At 38.6% G+C, this 22,183-nt stretch carries 21 protein-coding genes; 2 read left to right on the plus strand and 19 right to left on the minus strand.

The annotated features are described in order from the left end of the window. Positions 1 to 142: 142 nt before the first annotated feature. From QZ413_RS09525 to QZ413_RS09560, 8 genes are all read right to left on the minus strand, one after another. The gene (locus QZ413_RS09525; RefSeq protein ID WP_297079645.1) at positions 143 to 916 is read right to left on the minus strand and encodes a Cof-type HAD-IIB family hydrolase; all 774 of its coding nucleotides are present in this window, start codon (positions 914 to 916) and stop codon (positions 143 to 145) included. A gap of 11 nt (positions 917 to 927) precedes the next feature. After that, positions 928 to 2,085: a cation:proton antiporter gene (locus QZ413_RS09530; RefSeq protein ID WP_297079647.1), complete on the minus strand. Its 1,158-nt coding sequence runs from the start codon at positions 2,083 to 2,085 to the stop codon at positions 928 to 930. Positions 2,086 to 2,230: 145 nt separating this feature from the next. Further along, entirely contained in the window at positions 2,231 to 3,490 is a 1,260-nt protein-coding gene (gene icd, locus QZ413_RS09535; protein WP_297079649.1) for an NADP-dependent isocitrate dehydrogenase, read from the minus strand. Then, positions 3,483 to 4,616, minus strand: coding sequence for a citrate synthase (locus tag QZ413_RS09540; RefSeq protein WP_297079651.1), 1,134 nt, complete (start codon positions 4,614 to 4,616; stop codon positions 3,483 to 3,485). Before QZ413_RS09540 ends, icd begins: the two co-directional genes overlap by 8 nt. Continuing rightward, positions 4,579 to 7,320, minus strand: coding sequence for an aconitate hydratase AcnA (gene acnA, locus QZ413_RS09545; protein WP_297079653.1), 2,742 nt, complete (start codon positions 7,318 to 7,320; stop codon positions 4,579 to 4,581). Before acnA ends, QZ413_RS09540 begins: the two co-directional genes overlap by 38 nt. A 322-nt stretch (positions 7,321 to 7,642) precedes the next feature. Then, on the minus strand, positions 7,643 to 8,284 hold the full coding sequence (locus QZ413_RS09550) for an NADPH-dependent F420 reductase (protein ID WP_297079654.1): 642 nt from the start codon (positions 8,282 to 8,284) through the stop codon (positions 7,643 to 7,645). Then, complete coding sequence (locus QZ413_RS09555; protein WP_297079656.1) at positions 8,284 to 9,324, minus strand: LLM class flavin-dependent oxidoreductase; 1,041 nt, start codon at positions 9,322 to 9,324, stop codon at positions 8,284 to 8,286. The genes QZ413_RS09550 and QZ413_RS09555 overlap by 1 nt, the downstream gene beginning before the upstream one ends. A 127-nt stretch (positions 9,325 to 9,451) precedes the next feature. Next, positions 9,452 to 10,768, minus strand: a complete 1,317-nt coding sequence (locus QZ413_RS09560) for an NCS2 family permease (RefSeq protein ID WP_297079658.1) — start codon at positions 10,766 to 10,768, stop codon at positions 9,452 to 9,454. A 210-nt stretch (positions 10,769 to 10,978) separates the two neighbouring features. Between QZ413_RS09560 and QZ413_RS09565 the strand changes: the two genes are divergently transcribed. Then, complete coding sequence (locus QZ413_RS09565; RefSeq protein WP_297079661.1) at positions 10,979 to 12,154, plus strand: cyclopropane-fatty-acyl-phospholipid synthase family protein; 1,176 nt, start codon at positions 10,979 to 10,981, stop codon at positions 12,152 to 12,154. A 162-nt stretch (positions 12,155 to 12,316) separates the two neighbouring features. On the opposite strand, the gene QZ413_RS09570 is transcribed toward QZ413_RS09565, so the two are convergent. From QZ413_RS09570 to QZ413_RS09615, 10 genes are read right to left on the minus strand one after another with little or no spacing between them, the layout of a single operon-like run. Then, positions 12,317 to 13,606, minus strand: coding sequence for an LLM class flavin-dependent oxidoreductase (locus QZ413_RS09570; protein ID WP_297079662.1), 1,290 nt, complete (start codon positions 13,604 to 13,606; stop codon positions 12,317 to 12,319). Continuing rightward, positions 13,603 to 13,878, minus strand: a complete 276-nt coding sequence (locus tag QZ413_RS09575; RefSeq protein WP_297079664.1) for a glutaredoxin family protein — start codon at positions 13,876 to 13,878, stop codon at positions 13,603 to 13,605. The genes QZ413_RS09570 and QZ413_RS09575 overlap by 4 nt, the downstream gene beginning before the upstream one ends. After that, positions 13,875 to 14,879, minus strand: a complete 1,005-nt coding sequence (locus QZ413_RS09580) for an MsnO8 family LLM class oxidoreductase (RefSeq protein ID WP_297079666.1) — start codon at positions 14,877 to 14,879, stop codon at positions 13,875 to 13,877. The genes QZ413_RS09575 and QZ413_RS09580 overlap by 4 nt, the downstream gene beginning before the upstream one ends. Continuing rightward, the gene (locus QZ413_RS09585) at positions 14,876 to 15,634 is read right to left on the minus strand and encodes an amino acid ABC transporter ATP-binding protein (protein ID WP_297079668.1); all 759 of its coding nucleotides are present in this window, start codon (positions 15,632 to 15,634) and stop codon (positions 14,876 to 14,878) included. The genes QZ413_RS09580 and QZ413_RS09585 overlap by 4 nt, the downstream gene beginning before the upstream one ends. Further along, entirely contained in the window at positions 15,634 to 16,332 is a 699-nt protein-coding gene (locus QZ413_RS09590; RefSeq protein WP_297079670.1) for an ABC transporter permease subunit, read from the minus strand. Before QZ413_RS09590 ends, QZ413_RS09585 begins: the two co-directional genes overlap by 1 nt. 15 nt (positions 16,333 to 16,347) lie before the next feature. Continuing rightward, a complete protein-coding gene (locus QZ413_RS09595; protein WP_297079672.1) occupies positions 16,348 to 17,151 on the minus strand; it encodes a transporter substrate-binding domain-containing protein in 804 nt (267 codons plus the stop codon). Between the two features lie 12 nt (positions 17,152 to 17,163). Continuing rightward, positions 17,164 to 17,958 carry a transporter substrate-binding domain-containing protein gene (locus tag QZ413_RS09600; protein WP_297079674.1) on the minus strand — a complete coding sequence of 265 codons (795 nt, stop codon included), beginning with the start codon at positions 17,956 to 17,958 and terminating at the stop codon, positions 17,164 to 17,166. Continuing rightward, positions 17,948 to 18,709, minus strand: coding sequence for an amino acid ABC transporter permease (locus QZ413_RS09605; RefSeq protein WP_297079675.1), 762 nt, complete (start codon positions 18,707 to 18,709; stop codon positions 17,948 to 17,950). The genes QZ413_RS09600 and QZ413_RS09605 overlap by 11 nt, the downstream gene beginning before the upstream one ends. Positions 18,710 to 18,721: 12 nt before the next feature. Continuing rightward, positions 18,722 to 19,258 (minus strand): GNAT family N-acetyltransferase, encoded by a 537-nt coding sequence (locus QZ413_RS09610; RefSeq protein ID WP_297079677.1) that lies wholly within the window; start codon positions 19,256 to 19,258, stop codon positions 18,722 to 18,724. Next, positions 19,255 to 19,806: an NAD(P)H-dependent oxidoreductase gene (locus tag QZ413_RS09615; protein WP_297079680.1), complete on the minus strand. Its 552-nt coding sequence runs from the start codon at positions 19,804 to 19,806 to the stop codon at positions 19,255 to 19,257. The genes QZ413_RS09610 and QZ413_RS09615 overlap by 4 nt, the downstream gene beginning before the upstream one ends. 285 nt (positions 19,807 to 20,091) lie before the next feature. On the opposite strand from QZ413_RS09615, the gene QZ413_RS09620 reads away from it, so the two are divergent. Beyond that, positions 20,092 to 21,000 carry a LysR family transcriptional regulator gene (locus QZ413_RS09620; protein ID WP_297079681.1) on the plus strand — a complete coding sequence of 303 codons (909 nt, stop codon included), beginning with the start codon at positions 20,092 to 20,094 and terminating at the stop codon, positions 20,998 to 21,000. Between the two features lie 36 nt (positions 21,001 to 21,036). Here the strand turns inward: QZ413_RS09620 and QZ413_RS09625 are convergent. Beyond that, positions 21,037 to 22,183 (minus strand): GH32 C-terminal domain-containing protein (locus QZ413_RS09625; RefSeq protein WP_297079683.1); only part of this gene is annotated, 1,147 nt, incomplete at its 5' end.

The raw sequence follows: 22,183 nt of genomic DNA on the forward strand, positions 1-22,183 counted from the left end.
GTTCATCTTCATCAATGGTTCCCGTCTCCTTTTTCAGCTACCGGAGTCTCTGTCTCGCGTTGCATTGATTACTCTTCTCTTCTACGTTTTTTCTCATATGAATTTCATTTTATTATAATGGTTTTACACAAAAAGTCAACGGCTAAATCCAACCAAAATGCTGACAAGCTTTATAAATGCCATCTTCTAGATTGGTTGCGGTAATGTAATCTGCTTTGTCTTTTAATGCCTTGGTTCCATTGCCCATCGCAATGCTAAACCACTCTTGGCCAAACATCACTAAATCATTAGTATCGTCACCAAATACTACGACGTCCTCAGTCGGTGCATGTAAATAGGCCATCAATTCACGAATCCCTCGATCTTTTTCATCGATCTGATACATCAAATATTCTGGCACGTAATACAAACTAGGCAAAAGTTCTTTTGTTGTCAACTCGATTTTGCTTGTTTGAGGTAGTGCAATATACAATTTATAGATTTGTTCTAATTCTTCAATCGCAAGTTTTGAATCAATACGATATGTCGTCGGTTCTTGTCGCTTTCCTACTTGTTTAATAAACAACTCATCACGACTGATCACTTCATCTGAATCTTTTGTAGCAAATAACACACCCAGACCTAGACTATCTGCTTCTATCGCGATCTGTTTGGCTTTTTCTAATGCTAATGGACGATTACTGATCAATTGATCGTCAACTACGATAGCTCCACCACCAGCACAGACCATATTGTGTAATCCTAATCTTTCCATGATCGGACGCGCTTTATAATGCGCACGTCCAGTTGCAATTGCAACAAAATGGCCCTTTTGCTGTAGTTCTTCCAAAGCTTGTTTTGCACTTGGAATAATTTCATTCGTTGCACGATCGGTCAGTGTACCATCGATATCAAAAAAGAAATATTTCTTTTGCATAATCTACTCCTCTACTGCGTTGCATGAACTTTTTTTGTGTAATGTTTCAAGAAAAATGGTGAGAGTAACGTACTTAAAATAATCACAATAACAAATGGCGCATACAGTTCATGTGGGACGATTCCTGCTTCATCACCAAGCTGTAAAATAATCAAGGCCATTTCACCACGCGAAATCAATCCAGAACCGATCATCAAAGCCGAGTGATTATCAAAACCTACCATACGGCTACCTAGATATCCACCAAATAATTTACTAATAATGGCTACAATCAACAGTACGAGAATAAACAATGCTTGTGTCCATAATTGATCAAACGTCACGCTTAAGCCGATACTGACAAAGAAAACCGGAATAAAGACACTATATCCCAACACTTCAACGTTTTTAAATACTAAATCTTTGACTTTGGTTTGCCCCACAGCGATCCCTGCAAAAAAGGCCCCGATCACTGAACTTAATCCGACAAAGTCTGCTAAATAAGCCATGCTTAAACATAAGACTACTGACGTAATCACCGTAGCACTTGTGGCAAACAACTTTCCACTTAACTCCATCAATTTTCCCGCAATAAAACGAATGACAAAGAAAATCAAACCGAAGTACAAGACTTGTTCGACTAGTAATAAAGGCAAAGGCAATCCTTCAGCTGCAGCTCCTTTTTGAAAGAACGGTAGACTCAAGCTAAAAATCAGTACTACTGCAATATCATCGACAACGGAAGCACCTAAAATCGTCGCCCCTTCTTTCGTTTGCAACGCGCGTAACTCTTTTAGCACTTCAACGGAGATACTAACTGATGTTGCCGCTAAGATCATACCTGAAAACAAGGCGACTTTCATTGAAAAACCAAACCAAAACGTGCTCACTCCGCCTAAGAGTACTGGCAATAAAATTCCTAAAAACGCCACTAAAAAGGCAGGTTTCGCATATTTTTTCAACAATTGTAGATCGCTTTCGATCCCAGCTAAAAACATCAACAAGATCACACCCAGTTCTGAAAATTCGTGTAAGATCTCAGTGTTTTTTAATAAATGTAAGCCACCACTTCCTAAAATAATTCCTACTAATAATTGCCCGACAACAGCCGGGACTCCGATTCTTCTTGAAAAATGTGACACCAATGTCGTCGTAATCAAAATCAAACATAAACTACCGACAAACTCCATATCATTTCCTCCTTATACAAGCAAAAAGAGCGCAGGCTTCTAGTCATTTCTCCGCCCCTGAAGAAACAATCCTTGAAAGCCTACGCCCAACCCTTGTGTGTTTATACTCAAAAAATAGTATAACAAAAATCACGCGAGATGACACTTATAGTTGATCGAAAATTTGTTGACTAAATACACTTAAACTCACTTCTACAGCTTCGGGTAATTGTGCCGCAAAATCAAAGGTTACTTTTTTAGAAGCAATCGCTTGTTCGATTGCGCGTTCGATGCGCTCAGCGACTTCTCCCCAACCAAGATAACGAAACATCAAGACGCCAGATAATAAGACAGAACAAGGATTCACCTTATTTTTACCTGCAAATTTAGGTGCTGTTCCATGCGTTGCTTCAAATACTGCATGACCACTTTGAAGATTGAAATTTGCACCAGGAGAAATTCCCACACCCCCAACTTGTGCAGCTAGAGCATCGGAGATATAGTCACCATTTAGGTTCATTGTAGCGATGACTTGGTGATCTTTTGGTCGTGCGATGATCTCTTCTAGAAAAATATCAGCAATACAATCTTTAACAATTAATTTCCCTGCTTGCTGTGCTTTTTGGAGCGCTTGATTGGCTTGATCTTCACCTAGTTCTTTTTTGATCGTATCGTAAGTGTGATAGGTAAAGGTTTGCTCGGCATATTCTTGTTCTGCAACTTCATATCCCCACTTTTTAAAGCCACCTTCTGTGAATTTCATAATATTTCCTTTATGAACGAGTGTCACAAACTGTTTTTGATGCGCCAAAGCATGTTCAATTGCGGCCCGAACCAATCGTTTGCTACCTTGACTAGAAATCGGTTTAATCCCAATCGCACTTGTTTTTGGAAATCGAATGTTTGTTACATTTAGTTCATCTGCTAAAAAGGTCATCAGTTTTTTCGCTTCGATACTTTCAGCAGCAAACTCGATCCCCGCATAGATATCTTCTGTATTTTCTCGAAATACGACCATATCTGTCCATTCCGGATGTTTCACCGGTGAAGGCACACCTTTGAAATACCGTACCGGTCGCATGCAGACATATAGATCCAATGTCTGACGCAAAGCGACATTGATCGAACGTATTCCTTCTCCAATCGGTGTAGTCAAAGGTCCCTTGATTGAAATAAGCTGTTTTTTTATGATATCAAGTGTTTCTTGAGGTAAATAACTTCCTGTTTCATCAAATGCGCGTTGGCCGGCTAACACTTCTTGCCACTGTATCTGCTTTTTTTCTTGATAGGTCAGAAATACAGCTTGATCAAAAATCCGCTGTGCTTGCTCCCAAATCTCTGGTCCAATTCCATCTCCTTTGATGAAAGGAATCGTCGGGTAGTCTGGAACGACCAACCCTTCTTTTGTCATCTGAATATCATGCATACAATTGCCCTACTCTTTCTGTCATCCGTTCATAACGTTGATTCAATTGTCCTTTATACTGTGAGCGCGGTCGAATCAAGCGATTGGCTTGTTTTTGTTCAGCAATATGCGCCAACCAACCAGCTACTCGACTCATCGCAAAAATCAAGGTAAATAGATCTTTATCAATTCCTAGCACGTGGTAAACCGTTGCTGAATAAAAATCGACATTTGGAATTAAACCTTTTTCTTGGCGAATCACTTGTTCAACTTCTTCTGATAGATGATACCAAATCTGATTTTCAGTTTGATCTGTCATCTGCTGTGCCATTTCTTTCAAATAGATTTGACGTGGATCCACTGTAGTATAGACACGATGACCAAATCCCATGATTTTTTCGTTTGATCCTAGTTTTTCTAAAATGTATTGTGTCGCATTTTGTTCAACGGCGATCTCTTCTAGCATATCAAATACGCGTTCATTCGCTCCGCCATGTAAAGCACCTTTTAGCGTTCCAATCGCTGCCGTTACACAAGAGTAAGTATCTGAAAGGGTTGACGCACACACACGTGCTGCAAAAGTAGAGGCATTGAGCTCATGATCTGCATGTAAAATCAAGGCGCGGTCTAGTGCTTGTACATCGATCACACGGGGGATTTCTCCGGTTAGCATATACAAAAAGTTTTCAGCTAGACCTAAGTTTTCATCCGGTACGATTGGATCTAGTCCTTGACGCAAGCGACAAAAACTGGCAATGATCGTTGGTAATTTCGCTTGAAGTGAAATACTTTGACGGTACACAGCCTCTGCATCGGTCGCTTCTGCTTCTTTGTCAAAGACTCCCAATAAAGAAACGGTACTCCGTAAGACACTCATCGGATGCAAGTTTTGACGACATTGGATACGTAAACAAGATTCGACTGCTTCACCGATTGCATATTGTTCACGCAAAGCTCGGGTAAATAAAGCATACTCTGTTGTCGTAGGCAGATGACCATTCCAAAGTAAGAAAATAACTTCTTCAAACGTAGCATCTTGATGCATAAACTCATCAATATCATACCCAAAATAACTTAAACGATCTTCTTCGATCGCGCTAATATAGGTTTCACAAGCGATCGTGTTTGCTAATCCTGCTGTGTTCATAAGTTTTTCCTCCTTGTTGTGTTGCTTCGGCAATTTTTTTACGGACAACCATCGGTAAGATCCCTTGATTTTTGTAATAGCGAATATCAGCTTTAGAATCAAATCGAACACGTACTGTAAATGTCTGTTCACCATCTGCTTTTTCTGCTGTAACAGTGATCAATTCATTGACACCAGTATCTTCGGTGATCGCAATCGTAAAGGCTTCACTTCCATCCAATCCTAATGTTTCAGCACTCTCACCAGGAAGATATTCCAAAGGCAAAACGCCCATCATCACTAGATTAGAGCGATGGATGCGCTCGTAACTTTCTGCAAGTACTGCTTTTACACCTAATAAATGTGTCCCTTTAGCTGCCCAGTCACGCGAAGAGCCCATGCCATAATCTTTTCCTGCTAAAATCAGTAGTGGCGTTTTGGCTGTTTTATATGTCATCGCGGCATCATAGATCGAACACACCTCACCTGTTTCAAAACATCGCGTTTGTCCTCCTTCAGTACCTGGAACAAGTTGGTTTTTGATCCGAATATTGGCAAATGTTCCACGCATCATGACTTCATGATGTCCTCGTCTTGATCCGTATGAATTAAACTGACGTAAGGCAACCCCGCGCTCTTTTAAGTAACGCCCCGCTGGAACTTTACTTGAGATCGCACCAGCTGGTGAAATATGATCGGTTGTGACCGAATCTCCAAATTTTGCCAACACACGCAGCCCTGCTAATGGTTCTAATGGCATCAATTCTTGGGTCATATTTTCAAAATAAGGTGGATTCGCAATATACGTGGACGTTTCGTCCCATGTATAGATTGGTTCTGGTTTAACTGCGATTTGGTTCCACACTTCATTGGCATCAAAGACTTTTGCATAGTGGGTCTGATACAATTCAGGTGTTACAAATGCTTTAACCGTTTCATCGATCTCTTGCTTGGTCGGCCAAATATCTTGTAGATAAATCGCCTCACCCTGATCATTAAGACCAATGGGTTCTCTACTTAAGTCTTTATTCACAGTTCCAGCTAATGCGTATGCAATCACTAAAGGCGGTGATGCTAAATAGTTGGCTTTGACTTGTGGATGGATGCGTCCTTCAAAATTACGATTTCCACTTAAGACCGCTGAAACGATTAGATCGTTGTCGATAATCGTTTGGGTAAGCGTGTCTTCTAGCGGTCCAGAATTTCCAATACACGTCGTACACCCATACCCAACTACAGCAAAACCTAGCTCTTCTAAATAAGGTAATAAACCAGCATCTTTTAGATAGGCCGTTACGACTTGAGAGCCTGGCGCTAGTGACGTTTTTACTTTACTTGAGACACGTAAGCCTTTTTGAATAGCATGTTTTGCTAATAGCCCAGCTGCTAACATCACATAAGGATTTGAAGTATTTGTACAACTCGTGATGGCCGCAATTACAAGATCCCCGGTGCTTAACGTTTGCGTTTGGGATAAGGTGACTTGCTTTTTGAGTTCATTTTGTGTCAGACCAAATCCTTGTGGTCCTTCTGGATTCAATAATGATGTTTGAAAATTTGTTTTCATCTCATCTAAAAAAATCAAATCTTGAGGACGTTTAGGACCAGCTAAACTCGTGCGGACCCTTGATAAATCCATGGATACATTTGTAGAATAGTCTCTTTTTCCTGCTTGATAATACAGTTGATTTTGTTTTAGATACGTTTTAGTCAATGCAATTTTTTCAGGATCGCGTCCAGTTAGTTCCATGTAGCGCAATGTTTCATCATCTACTGGAAAATAGCCACAAGTTGCCCCGTATTCTGGTGCCATATTGGCAATTGTAGCCCGGTCAGCTAATGAAAGTTGCTCCATTCCTGAACCATAAAATTCTACAAATTTTCCTACTACTTTCGTTTCACGTAACAATTTCGTGATTTCTAAAGCAACATCTGTCGCCGTAGCCCCTAGAGCGAGCGTACCAACCAGCTCGACACCCACGACTTCTGGTACAGGAAAATACGACGGTTCGCCAAGCATCGCGGCTTCTGCTTCGATTCCTCCTACACCCCAACCTAATACACCTAACCCATTGATCATCGTCGTATGTGAATCCGTTCCTAAGACGCTATCTGGATAGACGATCGTTTGTTCACCCACTTCTTTGGTCACGACGACTTCCGACAAATATTCAATATTAACTTGGTGGATAATGCCTGTAGCTGGAGGAATCACACGGTAGTGATCAAAAGCTGTTTGGGCCCATTTTAAAAATTCGTAACGCTCTTGATTACGCTGGAATTCTAGTGCAACGTTTGCCGCCAAAGCTTCTACCGTACCAGCCTGATCCACTTGGACAGAATGGTCGATGACTAGATCAACTGGAATTTCTGGATTGACTTGTGTCGCTTTTCCACCAAATTTTACGATCGCTTCTCGCATCGATGCCAAATCGACGATCACGGGTACGCCGGTAAAATCTTGCAAGATCACACGTGCTGGTTTAAAGGGTACCTCCCCTTTAGGATTTGACGCATCAAATTTGATCAATTGGGCGATATGTTCTTTTGTAATGTCGACGTCATCTTGTTGGCGAACTAACGTCTCAAGCAACAGACGGATCACGTAAGGTAACCGTTCAAGTGACTGACCATATGTAGTTGCCGCTTCATGTAAATCAAAAAGATAATATTCTTTTTCATTTACGATAAATGGGCGTAAGTACTGTGTTTGTTGTTGTTGCATAAAAAAACCTCCCATCAACTGTTTCAATGTACCGATTATATCGATTAAAATTCTCATTGTAAATTCATGTAATTTTAATATTATTCTAAAATTACGTAGGGAAAATAGATTTTTCATTGAATTGATACGGTTTTAAATAAGCAAAAAAACAAAAATTCTTTTTTTATCGCGTTCATTTTGATGTCAGTTTGTGAAAAATTAAAATCGCCTACTTAAATCTTCATGTCAATCGTTTCATTAAAAAAAGCATGGATTCTAACAAAGAATCCATGCTTTTTATGATATTTATTTTATTTTATTTAAAAAAGACGACATCACTGGATTAATTTGATTCCCAATTTTCTAGTCTATCATGTAACACTGATTTTGGTTCATTCGCACCAAATAATGGACTTCCGGGTTCTAATTTAATCCCTTGTGCTAACGAATCCAAGTAATAAGGGGCAAATCCCAAATTTGAAATCAAGGTATCCATCATTGCTGAAAGCTCTTTTTGGTCAGTAGCATAAATCATTCCCTTTTGAGCTGTCAAATCTGATGTGGCCTCATCGGCTAAATCGTGATAGCCCATATGGTTAAAGGCTTTAACCACGTTTGCGCTTTGGGGCAACCAAGCTTGAACGGTCAAACTAGATCCTCGATACCGCCCTTCATCGTCTGGACCATCGACTTCCCACCAGTAATTCATCGCATCTAGAACTACTTTATCTTCAAACTGTTCACGCATCGTTTCTGGTAAATCGAAAAAACGACTAAGTGGTAAAGCTAAAATAATTACTGGATAATTCTCTAGCAGAGTCGTTGAATCAAGAACCTCTGTTCCGGGAGCCAAAACACTTACACTCAACTCGATCGCACTTGCTGACCTAGAACTAGCGATCCCAACTTGATATCCTGCACGATTTGCTAATTGCGCTAAGGTTAAGCCTAATTTTCCGGCACCCAAAATCCCAATTTTTTCCATTACTGCTCAACTCCTAGTAATTCTTTTACACGAGGAATCACAACTTTACCATATAATTCGATCGTTCTAAGACGAGCATCCGCTGTTTGGCCACCTGCTCCATAAACCAAATCAAAGCGCTCAACCCCAACTTCTTTGATTGTACGTGCAATTTTTTGCGCCACGGTTTCAGGATCACCGACAAAATAAGCGCCATGTTCAATTTCTGCCAAGAAGCGTTCACGACTCATTGCAGCCCAACCACGTTCGCGTCCTAATTGATCCATCATCGCTTTGATGTACTGCCAAGCAATCTCTTGTGCTTCTTCATTCGTGTCGGCAATCACACCATGTGAATGCATACCAACGGGTAAAATAGGTTGATTAAATTGCGTAGCTGCTTTTTGATACAACTCTACATAAGGTGCAAAACGTTTCGGTTCGCCACCAATAACAGCTAACATCACTGGAAAACCATATCGAGCAGCACGAATAATCGATTCTGGCGTGCCCCCAACACCGATATACGTCGTAAGGGTTCGACCGTTTTCCATTTGCGGATACATTCGAGCTTGATTTAATGATTGCGTAACTTTTCCTTCCCATGTAACGGTTTCTTCTGTAATCAAACGATGATAAAGCGCTAATTTTTCTTCAAATAATTCATTGTATTGTTGTAGATCGTAGCCAAATAATGGAAAAGATTCAGTAAATGATCCACGACCTAGCATCACTTGCGCTCGGCCATCTGATAACGCATCTAAGGTCGCAAAACGTTCATATACACGAACAGGATCGTCTGAACTTAATACCGTAACACCGGTACTTAATTTGATCTTTTTTGTCACGCTTGCTAAGGCACCTAATACGATTTCTGGACTAGAAATCGCATATTCTTTACGATGATGTTCTCCAATAGCTAAAATATCGATTCCCGCTTGATCAGCCAACACACCTTCTTCAACCGTTAAGCGCAAAGCTTCAGCATCTGATACGCGTTTGCCTGCTTGATCATAAGGGATATCGCCAAATGTGTCTAAACCAAATTCATAATGTGTCATGTGTATTCCTCCGACTTGTTTTTTTCTACTATATCAAGTTTCAAATAGAAATACGATTATTTTGCTTACAAAAAATAAGTAAACTAGTAAAAAAAAGAACACCATGACAAACACGGTGTTCTTACGATTAAGAATTAATATTTAAAATCCACATAAAACCAATAAAAACGAAGAATAATACATACATAATTGGAGAAACTTCTTTGCCTCGTTTAGCAGCGATCATTGTAATCGGATAAAAAATGAATCCTAATGCAATCCCATCTGAGATACTATACGTTAGCGGCATTCCTACTAAAATCAAAAAGGCTGGAATCGCGATTTCAAGTTTTTCCCATTCGATTTCTTTTAGCGAGTGAGCCATCATCACACCTACAACGATCAACGCTGGTGCAGTCACTTGCGGTGTGACGATTCCTAATAAAGGAGAAAAGAATAGACCAAATAAAAATAAAATTCCCGTTACGACGGCCGTTAATCCAGAACGTCCACCAACTGCAATCCCTGCTGAAGACTCGACATACGCCCCTACTGGAGAAGTTCCAAATAATGACCCTGCCAACATCGCAGTTGAATCTGAAGCCAAAGCTTTACCCACACGTGGCATCTCATTATTTTTCATAAATCCCGCTTGATTCGCTAACCCAACAAGTGTTCCAGCTGTATCAAAAAATGTAACCAATAAAAACGTTAACACAACCACCCAAAGCTGGATCGTATTGATATCACCTACGTGTTTTAAAGCAACTAGAAAAGTCGGTTTTAAACTTGGAGCTGCGGATACGATTCCTGTAGGTTTTTGGATCAAGCCTGTGACTAAGCCTAAGATAGTTGTCGCTGCCATCCCAATAAAGACGCTTCCTGGTATACGACGAATCAATAAAATAGCCGTTACGGTTAACCCGAAAATCGTTAACCAAGTCGTACCAACTGATAGCGAACCTAATGATACAAGTGTCGATTCATCTGCAACGATGATCCCACCTTGATTTAATCCTAAAAAGGCGATAAACAAGCCGATCCCACCAGAAATCGCAAATTTTAAATCTTTAGGAATTGCATTAATGATCAATTCACGTAATTTAAATACAGTAATCAACATAAATAACAATGAAGCAACGAAAACACCCGCTAGAGCTGTCTGCCAAGGAATCTTCATTCCGATACAGACCGAATAGGCGAAAAATGCGTTGATTCCTAGCGCTGGAGCTGTGGCGATCGGATACTTCGCATATAGTCCCATCATAATACTTCCGACAGCACTTGCTAATGCTGTCGCTGTAAAGACTGCACCTTCATCCATCCCTGAAGCACCTAATACACTAGGATTGACGAATAGAATATACACCATTGAAATAAACGTGGTAAACCCAGCAATCACTTCGGTGCGAAATGAGGTTTGAAGCGCAGATAGACCAAAATACTGCGACACTTTTTCTTTCACTACTAAAAATCCCCCTAAAAGACGAACATTATTGTCATGAACACCTTTATTCTTTTCTTTTTTATATAACCTGGTTTATCATATACTAAAGTGTTTCAATTGTAAATGTGAAACCCATGAAACTCATGAAAATCCAAAAGAAAATGTTTGTAATTTATTACAAAAAGGACTACTCTATTAGAGTAAACAGTGTCTTAGGAGGAAATGAACATGTTAGAAAAAGAGTTATACAAAAAATTATTTTCAGAATCATTCTCGTTACCTGTAGCGGTCAACTACTGGGATAACACTTCAGAACGTTACGGCAATCTAGAAGGTGAACCAGAGATCACCATTACCTTTAATGAAATCATCCCCATCAAGGAAATCACTAAAAATGCTTCTTTGACACTAGGAGAAGCGTATATGGACAAAAAAATCGAAATTGACGGAAGTATCCAAGCTCTCGTTACGGATGCGTATCGTCAAGCCAATAGTTTTTTGCGTTCAAAAAGCTATATCAAATGGTTACCAAAATTAGCACGTCATACTAAAAAACAAAATAAAGAAGACATCCATTCCCACTATGATTTAGGAAATGAATTTTATGAATTATGGTTAGATAAAACATTGACATATTCTTGTGCCTATTTTCAAACACCAGAAGATACATTAGAACAAGCTCAAATGAATAAAGTGCGCCATATCCTAAATAAATTGTTTATTAAAGAAGGCGATAGTCTACTAGATATTGGCTGTGGTTGGGGAACTTTGATGTTTACGGCGATCAAAGAATACGGTGTGCATGCAACAGGAATCACTTTGAGTGAGGAGCAATATCGTTTTATTACAGACAAAATTAAAGCAGAAGGTCTTGAAGATCAATGTACAGTTCTGTTAAAAGACTACCGTGAAGTCAAAAACATGGAATTCGACCATATTACAAGTGTAGGAATGTTTGAACACGTTGGAGAAGATAGCTTAGAAGAATATTTTGCTGTAGTCAAACGCCTATTGAAACCTAAAGGAACAGCCTTGATTCACGGTATCAGTCGCCAACAAGGTGGCGCAACGAACGCTTGGATCAACCAATACATTTTCCCAGGTGGCTATATTCCAGGTGTTGCCGAGTTAGCAAATCACATGCAAACAAACGACCTCCAACTGATTGACTTAGAAAGTTTACGTCGTGATTATCAACTCACTTTAGAACATTGGGCTCATAATTTCCATGAAGTGAAAGAACAGGTATTGCAAGTAGCTGATGAACGCTTCTATCGTATGTGGGACTTGTATTTACAAGCATGTGCAGCATCGTTTGAAGCAAGTAATATCGATGTTGTCCAATATCTATTAGTACATCCAGGCAATAATTCTATCCCAATGCACCGTTATGTAGGGCATTGATCGATTTTTTAGAGGATGTGATAAAAGTCTATCACATCCTCTAAAAATTGAATAAACGGTGTTCCAAAAGTAGCTCTTTTAAAAATAAGCCGCACCATTACCGAAATAGACGAGTCTATTATCAAAATGGTGCGGCTTATTTTTTAGAGCTGTCCACTTCTGTCACAATCTCTTTTTCTCATCTAGTCCTAAATTTCCACGCAGCGTATCATGTGTGTACTTGGTTTTGTAAATGCCTTTTGCTTGTAATAGTGGTACGACTTCATGTACAAATCGTTCAAAAGCGTGAGGATAGTCCCCACCGATGATAAAGCCATCAACAGCTCCTTGATTGAACCATTCTTCGATCAAATCCGCTACGTCTTCTTTCGTCCCCATAAATAAAGGTCTAGGTAAAGCTTGTTCGATCGCGACTTGACGAAGGGTCAATCCTCTTTCTTTCGCTTCTTGTTTGATTTTGTCCGTCGTGCTCCTAAATGCCTCTTTACCGATCGTACCAAGATCTGGAAAAGGTTCATCTAGTGGGTATTGATGAAAATTATGATCATCGAAATAACGCGCTAAGTAATTCAACGCATTTTCGATTGGAATCAACTGTGCAACTGCTTGATATTGTGCTTCAGCATCTTCTTTTGTTTCGCCAATAATCGGTGAAATCCCCGGTAACACCAATGCCTTGCGTTCATACACGGCAGCTTGATCAGTGATCTCATCATAAAATTCTTTCATCGCTGGAATCGAAGTGCTGTGGGTAAAAATCGCTTCTGCATGTTTTGCCGCAAAAGCCTTTCCTTTTTCAGAAGCTCCTGCTTGGAAAACAACCGGTTCTCCTTGAGGTGAACGTCCGATATTTAATGGTCCTTCCACTTGATAATAGTTTCCTTTATAGTATGTTCGATGCATTTTACTAAAATCAACATATTGACCGGTCTCTTTATTTCGTACAAAAGCATCTTCTTCAAATGAACGCCATAATCCTTGAACAACTTCTAGATGTTCTTTTGCAATATCATAGCGCTCGTCGTGTGGAGGCAATGTGCGATTATTATAATTTTTTGCTGCACCAGCTTGTGGTGAAGTCACCACATTCCATCCTGCTCGTCCTTTACTCAAGTGATCTAGTGACATCAATTGTCTAGCTAGAGTGAATGGATCGGTATATGTAGAAGAAAAAGTTCCCACTAAACCGATATGTTTCGTAACTTGTGCTAAAGAAGCTAGCAAGGTGATCGGTTCAAAGCGATTTAAAAAATGAGGAATCGATGTTTCGGAAATAAACAGCCCATCAGCAATAAACACAAAATCGAAGAAAGCCTGTTCTGCAAGCTGTGCTCGTTGCTGGTAAAAATCAAAATTCGTACTCGCTGTCGCATCGATGTCTGGATGACGCCATCCATCTGTTGTACTCCCGATTCCGTGTAAAATGGCACCTAAATGTAATTGTCTACTCATGCAACTACCTCGCGATGTGCCTCGATTTCAGCAATCACATCGGCTAATTCCAAACTCGTTACGCCCGTAAACTGTGCACTATTTGGTTTCGCGATTTCCACGACTGGTACATAACTTACACCATATTTCGTTTGCAAAATCGAGCGAAACGCGTCTTGATGGGTCACATCGACTACACGATACGCAAGTTTTTCTTTGGCAAAATACTCTTTTAATGTTTGACAATAATGACAGCCCTCTTTGGCCCATAACACAATCGTTGGTTGACTCATACTAAAGCGCCTCTTTTCAATTCAAATTTAGTTGCAAGATACTCGATCAATTGCATTTTTTCTTCATACGGCATATAAGGTGTGTGGATAACGATATCCGAAAGATCATGGCGAACACAAAAGTCCTTAAGTTCTTTAGCCAAGGTCTCTTTTTGAGCCACAATCGCTCCTGTCGGTTTCTTCTCAATCCACGTTTTTTCTTCTTGCGTCTCTTGATAGGTTTTTGCACTAGTTTCGTCTGCAAAATTCAAACGTTTCCCAGATTCAAAATGAACCGTATAAGAAGCCAGTTGGTCAAGATAGGTTTGTTTTTGCTCTAAAGAATCGACTAATGCAACGGTAACAGCTACCATAAAGCGTGTATGTTTTCGTACAGAAAATGCTTGTTTGACCTCTGATAAAATCGTTTCATTTCCATTAGCAAAAAACGGATAAATCATACTCGATTGTGTTTCGTTTGCTAAAGCTGCACTTTCTAAACTCCCACCAAGTAGTACCATTTCAGGTGCAGCACTAAGAGCGGGTGCCAGTTTGATCCGGTCAAAATAGCGATGGTCAACTGGTAACGTTTGGCGCAATAAGCCAACAACTTCACGGTATTTTTCTTCAAAAGAAATTGGCTTCAAAAAAGCATCTTTTTGTAAAACAGTGACGACTTGATCATTGCCTCCTTGTGCTTTTCCAATCCCTGCAATGACGCGATGTGGTGCTAGATTTGCGAGCACGTCAAAATTTTCTGCTACTTTATAAGGCACAAAATGTTGTAGCATCACACCCGCACTACCGATTTTGATCTGGTCGGTCGCAGCTAAAAGATACCCCATCAAGACTTCTGGACTAACGCCTGCCATTTGATCAATCAAATGATGTTCTGAAACATAGAATGCATCAAACCCTAAAATATCAGCTTGCTGTGCATAGTCTACTGTTTTTGCTAGTGTTGAGATTGCATTTTCATTTTCATAAATAATACTTTGATCTAATAAACCTAGACGTATCACGAAATAGCCCCCTCTAATGTTTGTGGTCTAGTACGTGCCAAAAATTGTTTAGTCCGTTCTTCTTTGGTTTGTTCGAATACTTCTTTTGGCGTACCTTGTTCAACGATTTGACCATGTTCCATAAAAATCACACGATCGGCTACCTCATACGCAAATTGCATCTCATGTGTTACGATGATTAACGTACTGTCTTTATGAGCAAGTGATTGAATCACTCGTAATGTTTCTCCCACTAATTCTGGATCGAGTGCACTTGTAGGTTCATCAAATAAAATGACCTCAGGTTTCAAAGCCAAAGCACGTGCGATTCCTACTCGTTGTTGTTGCCCACCTGATAACTGATTAGGATAGTGATTTAATTTATCTGCTAACCCGACTTGTTCAAGCAGAGCTGTTCCGATAGCTAGGGCCTCATTTTTTGGAAGTTTTTGGACCATGACCAATCCTTCAATCACATTTTCTACTGCTGTTTTATGTGCAAATAGTGCATATTGTTGAAAAACCATCGCCGTTTGTCGTCGCCAAGAAAGAATTTCTTTTTTGGTCGCTTTTTTTGCATCGATGACTTGTTCATTCAATGCTAAGGTTCCAGAATCAGCATGTTCTAAGAAATTAAGGGAACGTAGTAATGTGGTTTTTCCCGAACCACTTGGTCCTAAAATCACTACGACTTCTCCTTTTTCAATCGTTAGATCAAGACCGTCTAAAATAATTTGCTTGCCAAAACGTTTCTTCAATTGTGTGATGGTTAACATCAAACTCCCCCTCTTTTCACAAATGGACGTCGCTCTAAGAAAAAGCCCATTTGTTCGATCATGATCGCCAATATCCAGTAGATAAGCGCTGCTGCAATATAACTTTCTAAAAATGTATAGCTAGTAGTCGCCATAATCAGTGAACCACTTAAAATATCGACCACCGACACGATCGATGCGAGAGCCGATAATTTTAACAATACGATCCACTGATTGCATAAAAGCGGCAAAGATTGCGTTAATAATTGTGGTAAAATAATGCGAAAAATCGTTTGTCTAGTCGTAAGTCCAATCGACGCAGCAGCATCTAGTTGCGAGCGATCAAATTGGATCAATAATCCGCGAAAAACCTCCGTTAACTGGATCGTGGCATATCCGCTCAAAATTACGATAATCAAGTATTCACGATTGAGATCTTTAAAGCGAATTGGAAAATGGAATGTTGTCGCTAATTGATCGAACCAATCTGAAAAAAGTAAGTAACAGACGATCAAACTCAACACCACAGGTATTCCTTTTAAGATCGGAAAAATTAGTTGTAATCCTTTTGCGACTACTGGTGTACGGTAAAAGCGCATAAAAGCAAAACCTAATCCCAAAATACTCCCGATAAGTAAGGGAATAAATGATAAGCGCAACGTAACAGGTAAATATACCAATCCTTTTTGGAATGCTTCACTAATTGCTTGATAGTCCATTTTGTTCACCTACTTTTATTTAGTATAATCTGCACCTAAGATTTTCTTTGATAACTCGCTTAATGTTCCTTCATCGATTAATTCTTGCAACGCTTTGTCGACTTTATCGGCTAACGCTTGATCACCTTTTTGGAAGACAAAATACGTTTTTGATTCATTGATTGGCTGATTGTTGACCACAAGATCTGCTGAAAATTCTTTATTCAATTTATCCACATCATATTTTGTTAATAACGCAGCGTCAGCTGTACCATTTTGTAATCCTTTGACTAAAACTTCTTGTGTGGCTTCGTTGTAGACGATATCGATTTTGTTCTCGTGTTTTTGATTGTATTGCTCTAATAAATAAGCTGCGTTTGATCCTGGTGAGGTAAAGACTTTTTTCCCAGCTAATGTATCTAAATTTGTATACTCTGATGCGTCTTTATTTGCTGCTACGTACAAGGTATAATCCGTATATCCTACTTTTCCATACAAATATTTTTTAGCGCGTTCATCATTGTATTCGTATTGATGGCCAGCAAAATCGACTTTACCTGCTCCTAAAGCAGTTAAGATATTTTTAAAATCCATAGATTCATATTTAAACTGATATTCTGGCAGTTTTTTATCGATAGCTTTTAACACTTCAACGTCATATCCTTGTAATTCATTATTTTCATCTAGATAGACAAATGGTCGATAGGCATTTCCGGTTCCTACCGTGATGACTTTTCCAGAATCTTTTGTCGTTTCGGCATTGCTTTGTTTGCCACACCCAGCTAAACCTAGACTTAATAACACTGCTAAACTTAGACCTAAAATTGTTTTTTTCTTCATTGTTTACGCCCCTTATGTTGTATAATCTTCTCCCAAATACTGAATCGATAATTTTCTTAATGTTCCATCTTTGATCATATCCGTTAGTGCTTGATCGACCGCAGATTGAAGTTTTGTATTTTCTTTTGCAAATAAAAAATATGTCTTAGCTTTTTTGACCGGCTCTCCTGTAGCTACTAAGTTGGCTTGAAATTGCTTGTTCAATTTCGCGATATCAAATTTAGTCATCAATACCGCATCAGCAGTTCCATTTTGTAATCCTTTGACCGTCACCTCGTTACTTCCTTCGTTATACACGATTTCAATCGGTGTCGGATGCGTTTGATTATACGTTTCCAGTAAGTACGCGGCATTTGATCCAGCAGAAGCAAATACTTTTTTCCCCGCCAAATCATCTAAAGTATTCACATTACTTAAATGTGCTTGATCTTGCGTGATATACATCGTGAAATCCGTATACCCTGTTTTGGCGTATAGATATTTCGCTTTTCGTTCCTCATTTTCAGCATATTGATGTGCAGCAAGTTGGATATGATCACTCGATAACGCCGTCAAGATTGTTTTAAAATCCATAGATTCATATTGAAATGAATAGTCGGGTAATCGATGATCGACTTCTTTTAATACGGCAACGTCATATCCAGTCAATTCATTGTTCTCATCCAAATAAACAAATGGCGGATACGCGTTTCCAGTTCCGACAATAATCGTTTCACCAGTACCAGACGCCGCTTTAGTCTGTGCGTTAGCGCTACAACCAGCTAAAACGACGGTCAAAATCAACAAACTCCATAGTCTACCCTTCATGCTCAAATCCTCTTCTTCTAAAAGATGGCAAACCGATCAAACGAGGAGACATCACCGATACCTTACGTTCATGTCGTTGACTCAGATGTTGATCCAGTTTAGAAAATAGCTGCTCTAATAAAATGCTCAACACAATAAAGATAACTGCCGCGATAAAATATCCTTCTAGTGAGTGATACGTAACTGAAGCTAAAACTTTAACCTTACCGATAATGTCGACGATTCCTAGTGAAAAAGCTAAAGATGTATCTTGTAATAAGGCGACAATCATCGTTCCTGTTGGCGGTAATGCACTGCGAATCGCTTGTGGTAAAACGATTCTACGATAGATTTGACTTTTGGTTAGTCCAATAGATAAAGCTGCTTCTTTTTGTGCTTGTGGGACTTGAAGAATCGCTGTTCGAAAAATCTCTGAAAAGTAAGCCGATGTATTAATACCGTATGTGATATAGACAAATAAAAGTTTATCTAAATTAACAGGACTTCCTGTTAGCGCCGTCAGTAAAACGGGTAATCCATAAAAGACTAAAAATAATTGGATCAATATCGGCGTTCCACGAATAAATGAGACAAATACAATCACAAGTTGAGAAAAAACAGGAAATTTTTCTAAACGAATCAATGCAAAACAAATTCCAAGCAGCATCCCCATCAATGTAGCCACCCCTACAATCCCTAAAGTCACCGGTACAGCACTAAGTACCTTAGGAATAAACGACCATACATACTGCCAATTAAAAAAATCTCCCATTTTTTCTCCCCCTTAGGCGCTCGGATTTAGTAACCGGCGCTCGAATTTTTCTGGAATCAACACTTTATACAGTGATACCCCAATATCTTGTGTCGCTTCATCTAAATGCTTGCCGTGGATTTGATAGCCATTTCTTAGATACATATCCAGTAACCAAGGATGTTTTTTACCAGATGTTCCGATCATATATGCTGGCGCTTTATATAGCTGAATCAAATAATCGTTTTCGACTTGTCTTAAAAATTGCTTACCAATTCCTTGTCCACGGTAAGCATTTGCAGTAGCAAACCACCATAAAAATGGATAACGCGATACCGGTGTTTCAGATTCCCAAGGTAAACGGATCGTAATCGTTGAAACCAATTCACCCTTGATCTCATACAACAAGGCAACTGAACGTTCAATATTTTCTGTTACCATTTCGAGTGTTGCATTAGTCGATGGCCACTCGATCCCATATTCTTTGACTTCTTTAAACGCTGTTTGGATCAAGTCCAATAAAGCTGGAGCATCTTCTTTAGTCGCTACACGAATGATTCCTTCGCTCATTTAATGACTTCCTTTCTCACTTTTTTTAATGTGTACTGTTCAATTTTTAACAGTTGTGTATCGATTCGTTCTTTCGCTTGTAAAGCAACATCCCAACTGTCGACTTCTCTTGTTACTGCAGATTGATGGATAAATGTAGATTGCAGTAAATATTCTGCGCCCAACTCTTTTAAAACAGGTTCTAATGCATACGGCAATGCCAATACATGATTTGTCGAGCCACCAAGAGCTAAACTATAGACGATTTTTTCTGAGAGTGCCTTTTGTGGGAGTAAATCTAAATACGTTTTTAAAATACCTGAGTAACTCGCTTTATAAATGGGTGTAAAAAAGAGTACGGCTTGGCTGTTCATGATTTTTTGATTGGCTTCTAAAATATCTGGATGTGAAAAATCAGCTGTTAATAATGCTTCATGATTTAATTCATTGACCATAATCAAATCCGTTTTTAGATTCATCAATGAAAACTGATCCATACAATACTCCACAAGTCCTTGAACTCGAGAATAAGATTGGTTACTGCCTACGACTAGGGTGATGGTCGTCATCATCGATCACTTCGCTTTCTTGTAATTAAGATTTTCTAAACTATAAGCCACAATCTTTGTGAAAACAAATCGATTTTTCCAACATCACGTATCAAAAAAATTGATATTTGAATTCATAAACTAGAAATCTAATTATCAAAACCATTGATAACAAGTTTGATAACGAATACATATTTATTTAAATAGCTTTTATTTACTTGTCGATAGAAAAAACTGATCACAAACTTTTTTGGGTTTTACAAAACTTTTCGTATACTGTAGCTAGCTTATTCAAGGAGGCACACTATGGATATTAAAGAAATTGAGACATTTGTCTTGATCGTAAGAACCGGAAGCTTTCAAAAAGCAGCTGAATTATTACAATATGCGCAGCCAACTATTTCATCGCGGATCAAACAACTTGAGAGCGATTTAGCAACCCCGCTTTTTCACCGTGGAAAACACGTTACATTGACGACACAAGGACAAGCTTTTTACAAAAAGGCTGAAGAATTTTTACTTCATTACCAGTCTCTTGCCTTATTTGGTAGCCAATTAGTCAAAGAATCAAACCAAACATTGACGATCGGGGTCTCTGATCCAACAGCTAGTCTGATCCTACCTGAAATTTTGACGCGCTTTAAAGAAGAATTTCCTTTAACTACTATTGCCATTCAAGTCATGGATGCCAATTCATGTAATCAAAGTCTACAAGAAGGTACGATCGATTTTGCGATTTGTGGAGAACCCACACTTTTATCTGAACAATTATTCGAACCTTTCTTTTATGACGAATTGAATTTACTTGTTTACGATACTCATCCCTTGGCACAAAAAGAACGCATCACACTAGCCGAACTGAATCAAGAGACATTTTTGATGACGCCAGAAAATTGTCCAATTCGAATCAAAATTGAACAATACCTAAAGCAAGCGATTGGAACCAATTATAAAAAAATCGAAGTCACGACAAGTTTGGCTCATAAATACTATGTACAGCAAAAAATTGGTATTTCTATTTTTACTTCGATTGCCCATAGCGAACGCTTGCCACATACTGTCGTACTTCCCATCGATTCGCTTCCTATTCGACCAGCTATTGGATTTTTAACTCCTACCAAACCACACGGCGAACTGGAGTTGATCCGTGCATTCAAAGCATTCACGCTAGCTGTTTTTCAACAAAAAGGCATGATTTATCTACCTATAAATTAAAAAAGCACTCGAATTTAATCGAGTGCTTTTTTTAATTTAATTTTCAACTTTAATTTTACCTGTCTTACAATAAAATAACTCTAAAATGTCTTCAGGAATTATTGTCATTTTTTTGTTAGGAGTATTTTCATAAAATGTAATTGTTACAGTATATATTTGATTAATAAAAAATTCTATTGAAGAAGTGTCTATAAATACCTCTAAATCAAGCTTGTCTGCTTCATCGAGTATTTCAATATCCCTGCTATAAGAATTTTTTTCTTCACCATTTATTTTAAGACCGAATTGTCCACGAGATACTGAGAATATTTTTTTAAAAGCATCATAACTTATTTCTAAACAATTATGTTCTTCATTTCCATAATTTAAAGTAAATGATTTATTATTTTTGGTACTAATTATAAAATTATAGTAGTTCTGATTCAAATTGGAATCAGAAACTACGTATTCCTCTTCTAATATCAAATTTTTCTTTTCATTTACTAAGACTATACTTTTATAAATTTCGTCAGCAGGCATTTGAGAGAGTTTATCATTTTTTATGCTTAACTTCCTAGGTAAAGTCATGGATCCTGCCCATCCATGTCCTAAATCATCTGTGGGAATGTTTCTTTTCCACATTTGCATCCACGCAATCATAATATTTTCGCCATTTTTATTTTTACAAGTTTGGGGAGCGTAAAAATCCAATCCCGAATCAATTTCTTGATATTTCTCAACAGTAAACGTTCCGGATTCCCAGTTTACATTTCCTATGAATGCTACTGTAGAATTGATGTTTTTATACTGATATTGAGTTTCTTCAAATTCTATAGGTGAAACCAACAGAACATCTTTGTCTCCTATTCTAATTAAATCTGGGCATTCCCACATAATTCCTTGTTTTTCTTCGCCTTTTAACAGGACTGATTTGAATCTCCAATCTATCAAATCTTTAGATTCAAAAAGTAAAATTTGTCCAGTAGATTCTTGTGTTTTCGCAGCCACAACCATATAGTACGTATTCTCATACTGGAAAACTTTTGGATCTCTAAAATCTTCTACTGTAGCAATCCCCTTAATCATTTCTCCATCTATTATTGGATTTAAGGGACTCTTAACAAAATTGATACCATCTTTTGAAGTAGCCAAGCATTGTACTTGTGTTACTCGATTATTAACTTCTACATGTCCTGTATAAAAT

This window comes from uncultured Enterococcus sp. (assembly GCF_913775425.1).
Lineage (GTDB): Bacteria > Bacillota > Bacilli > Lactobacillales > Enterococcaceae > Enterococcus_G.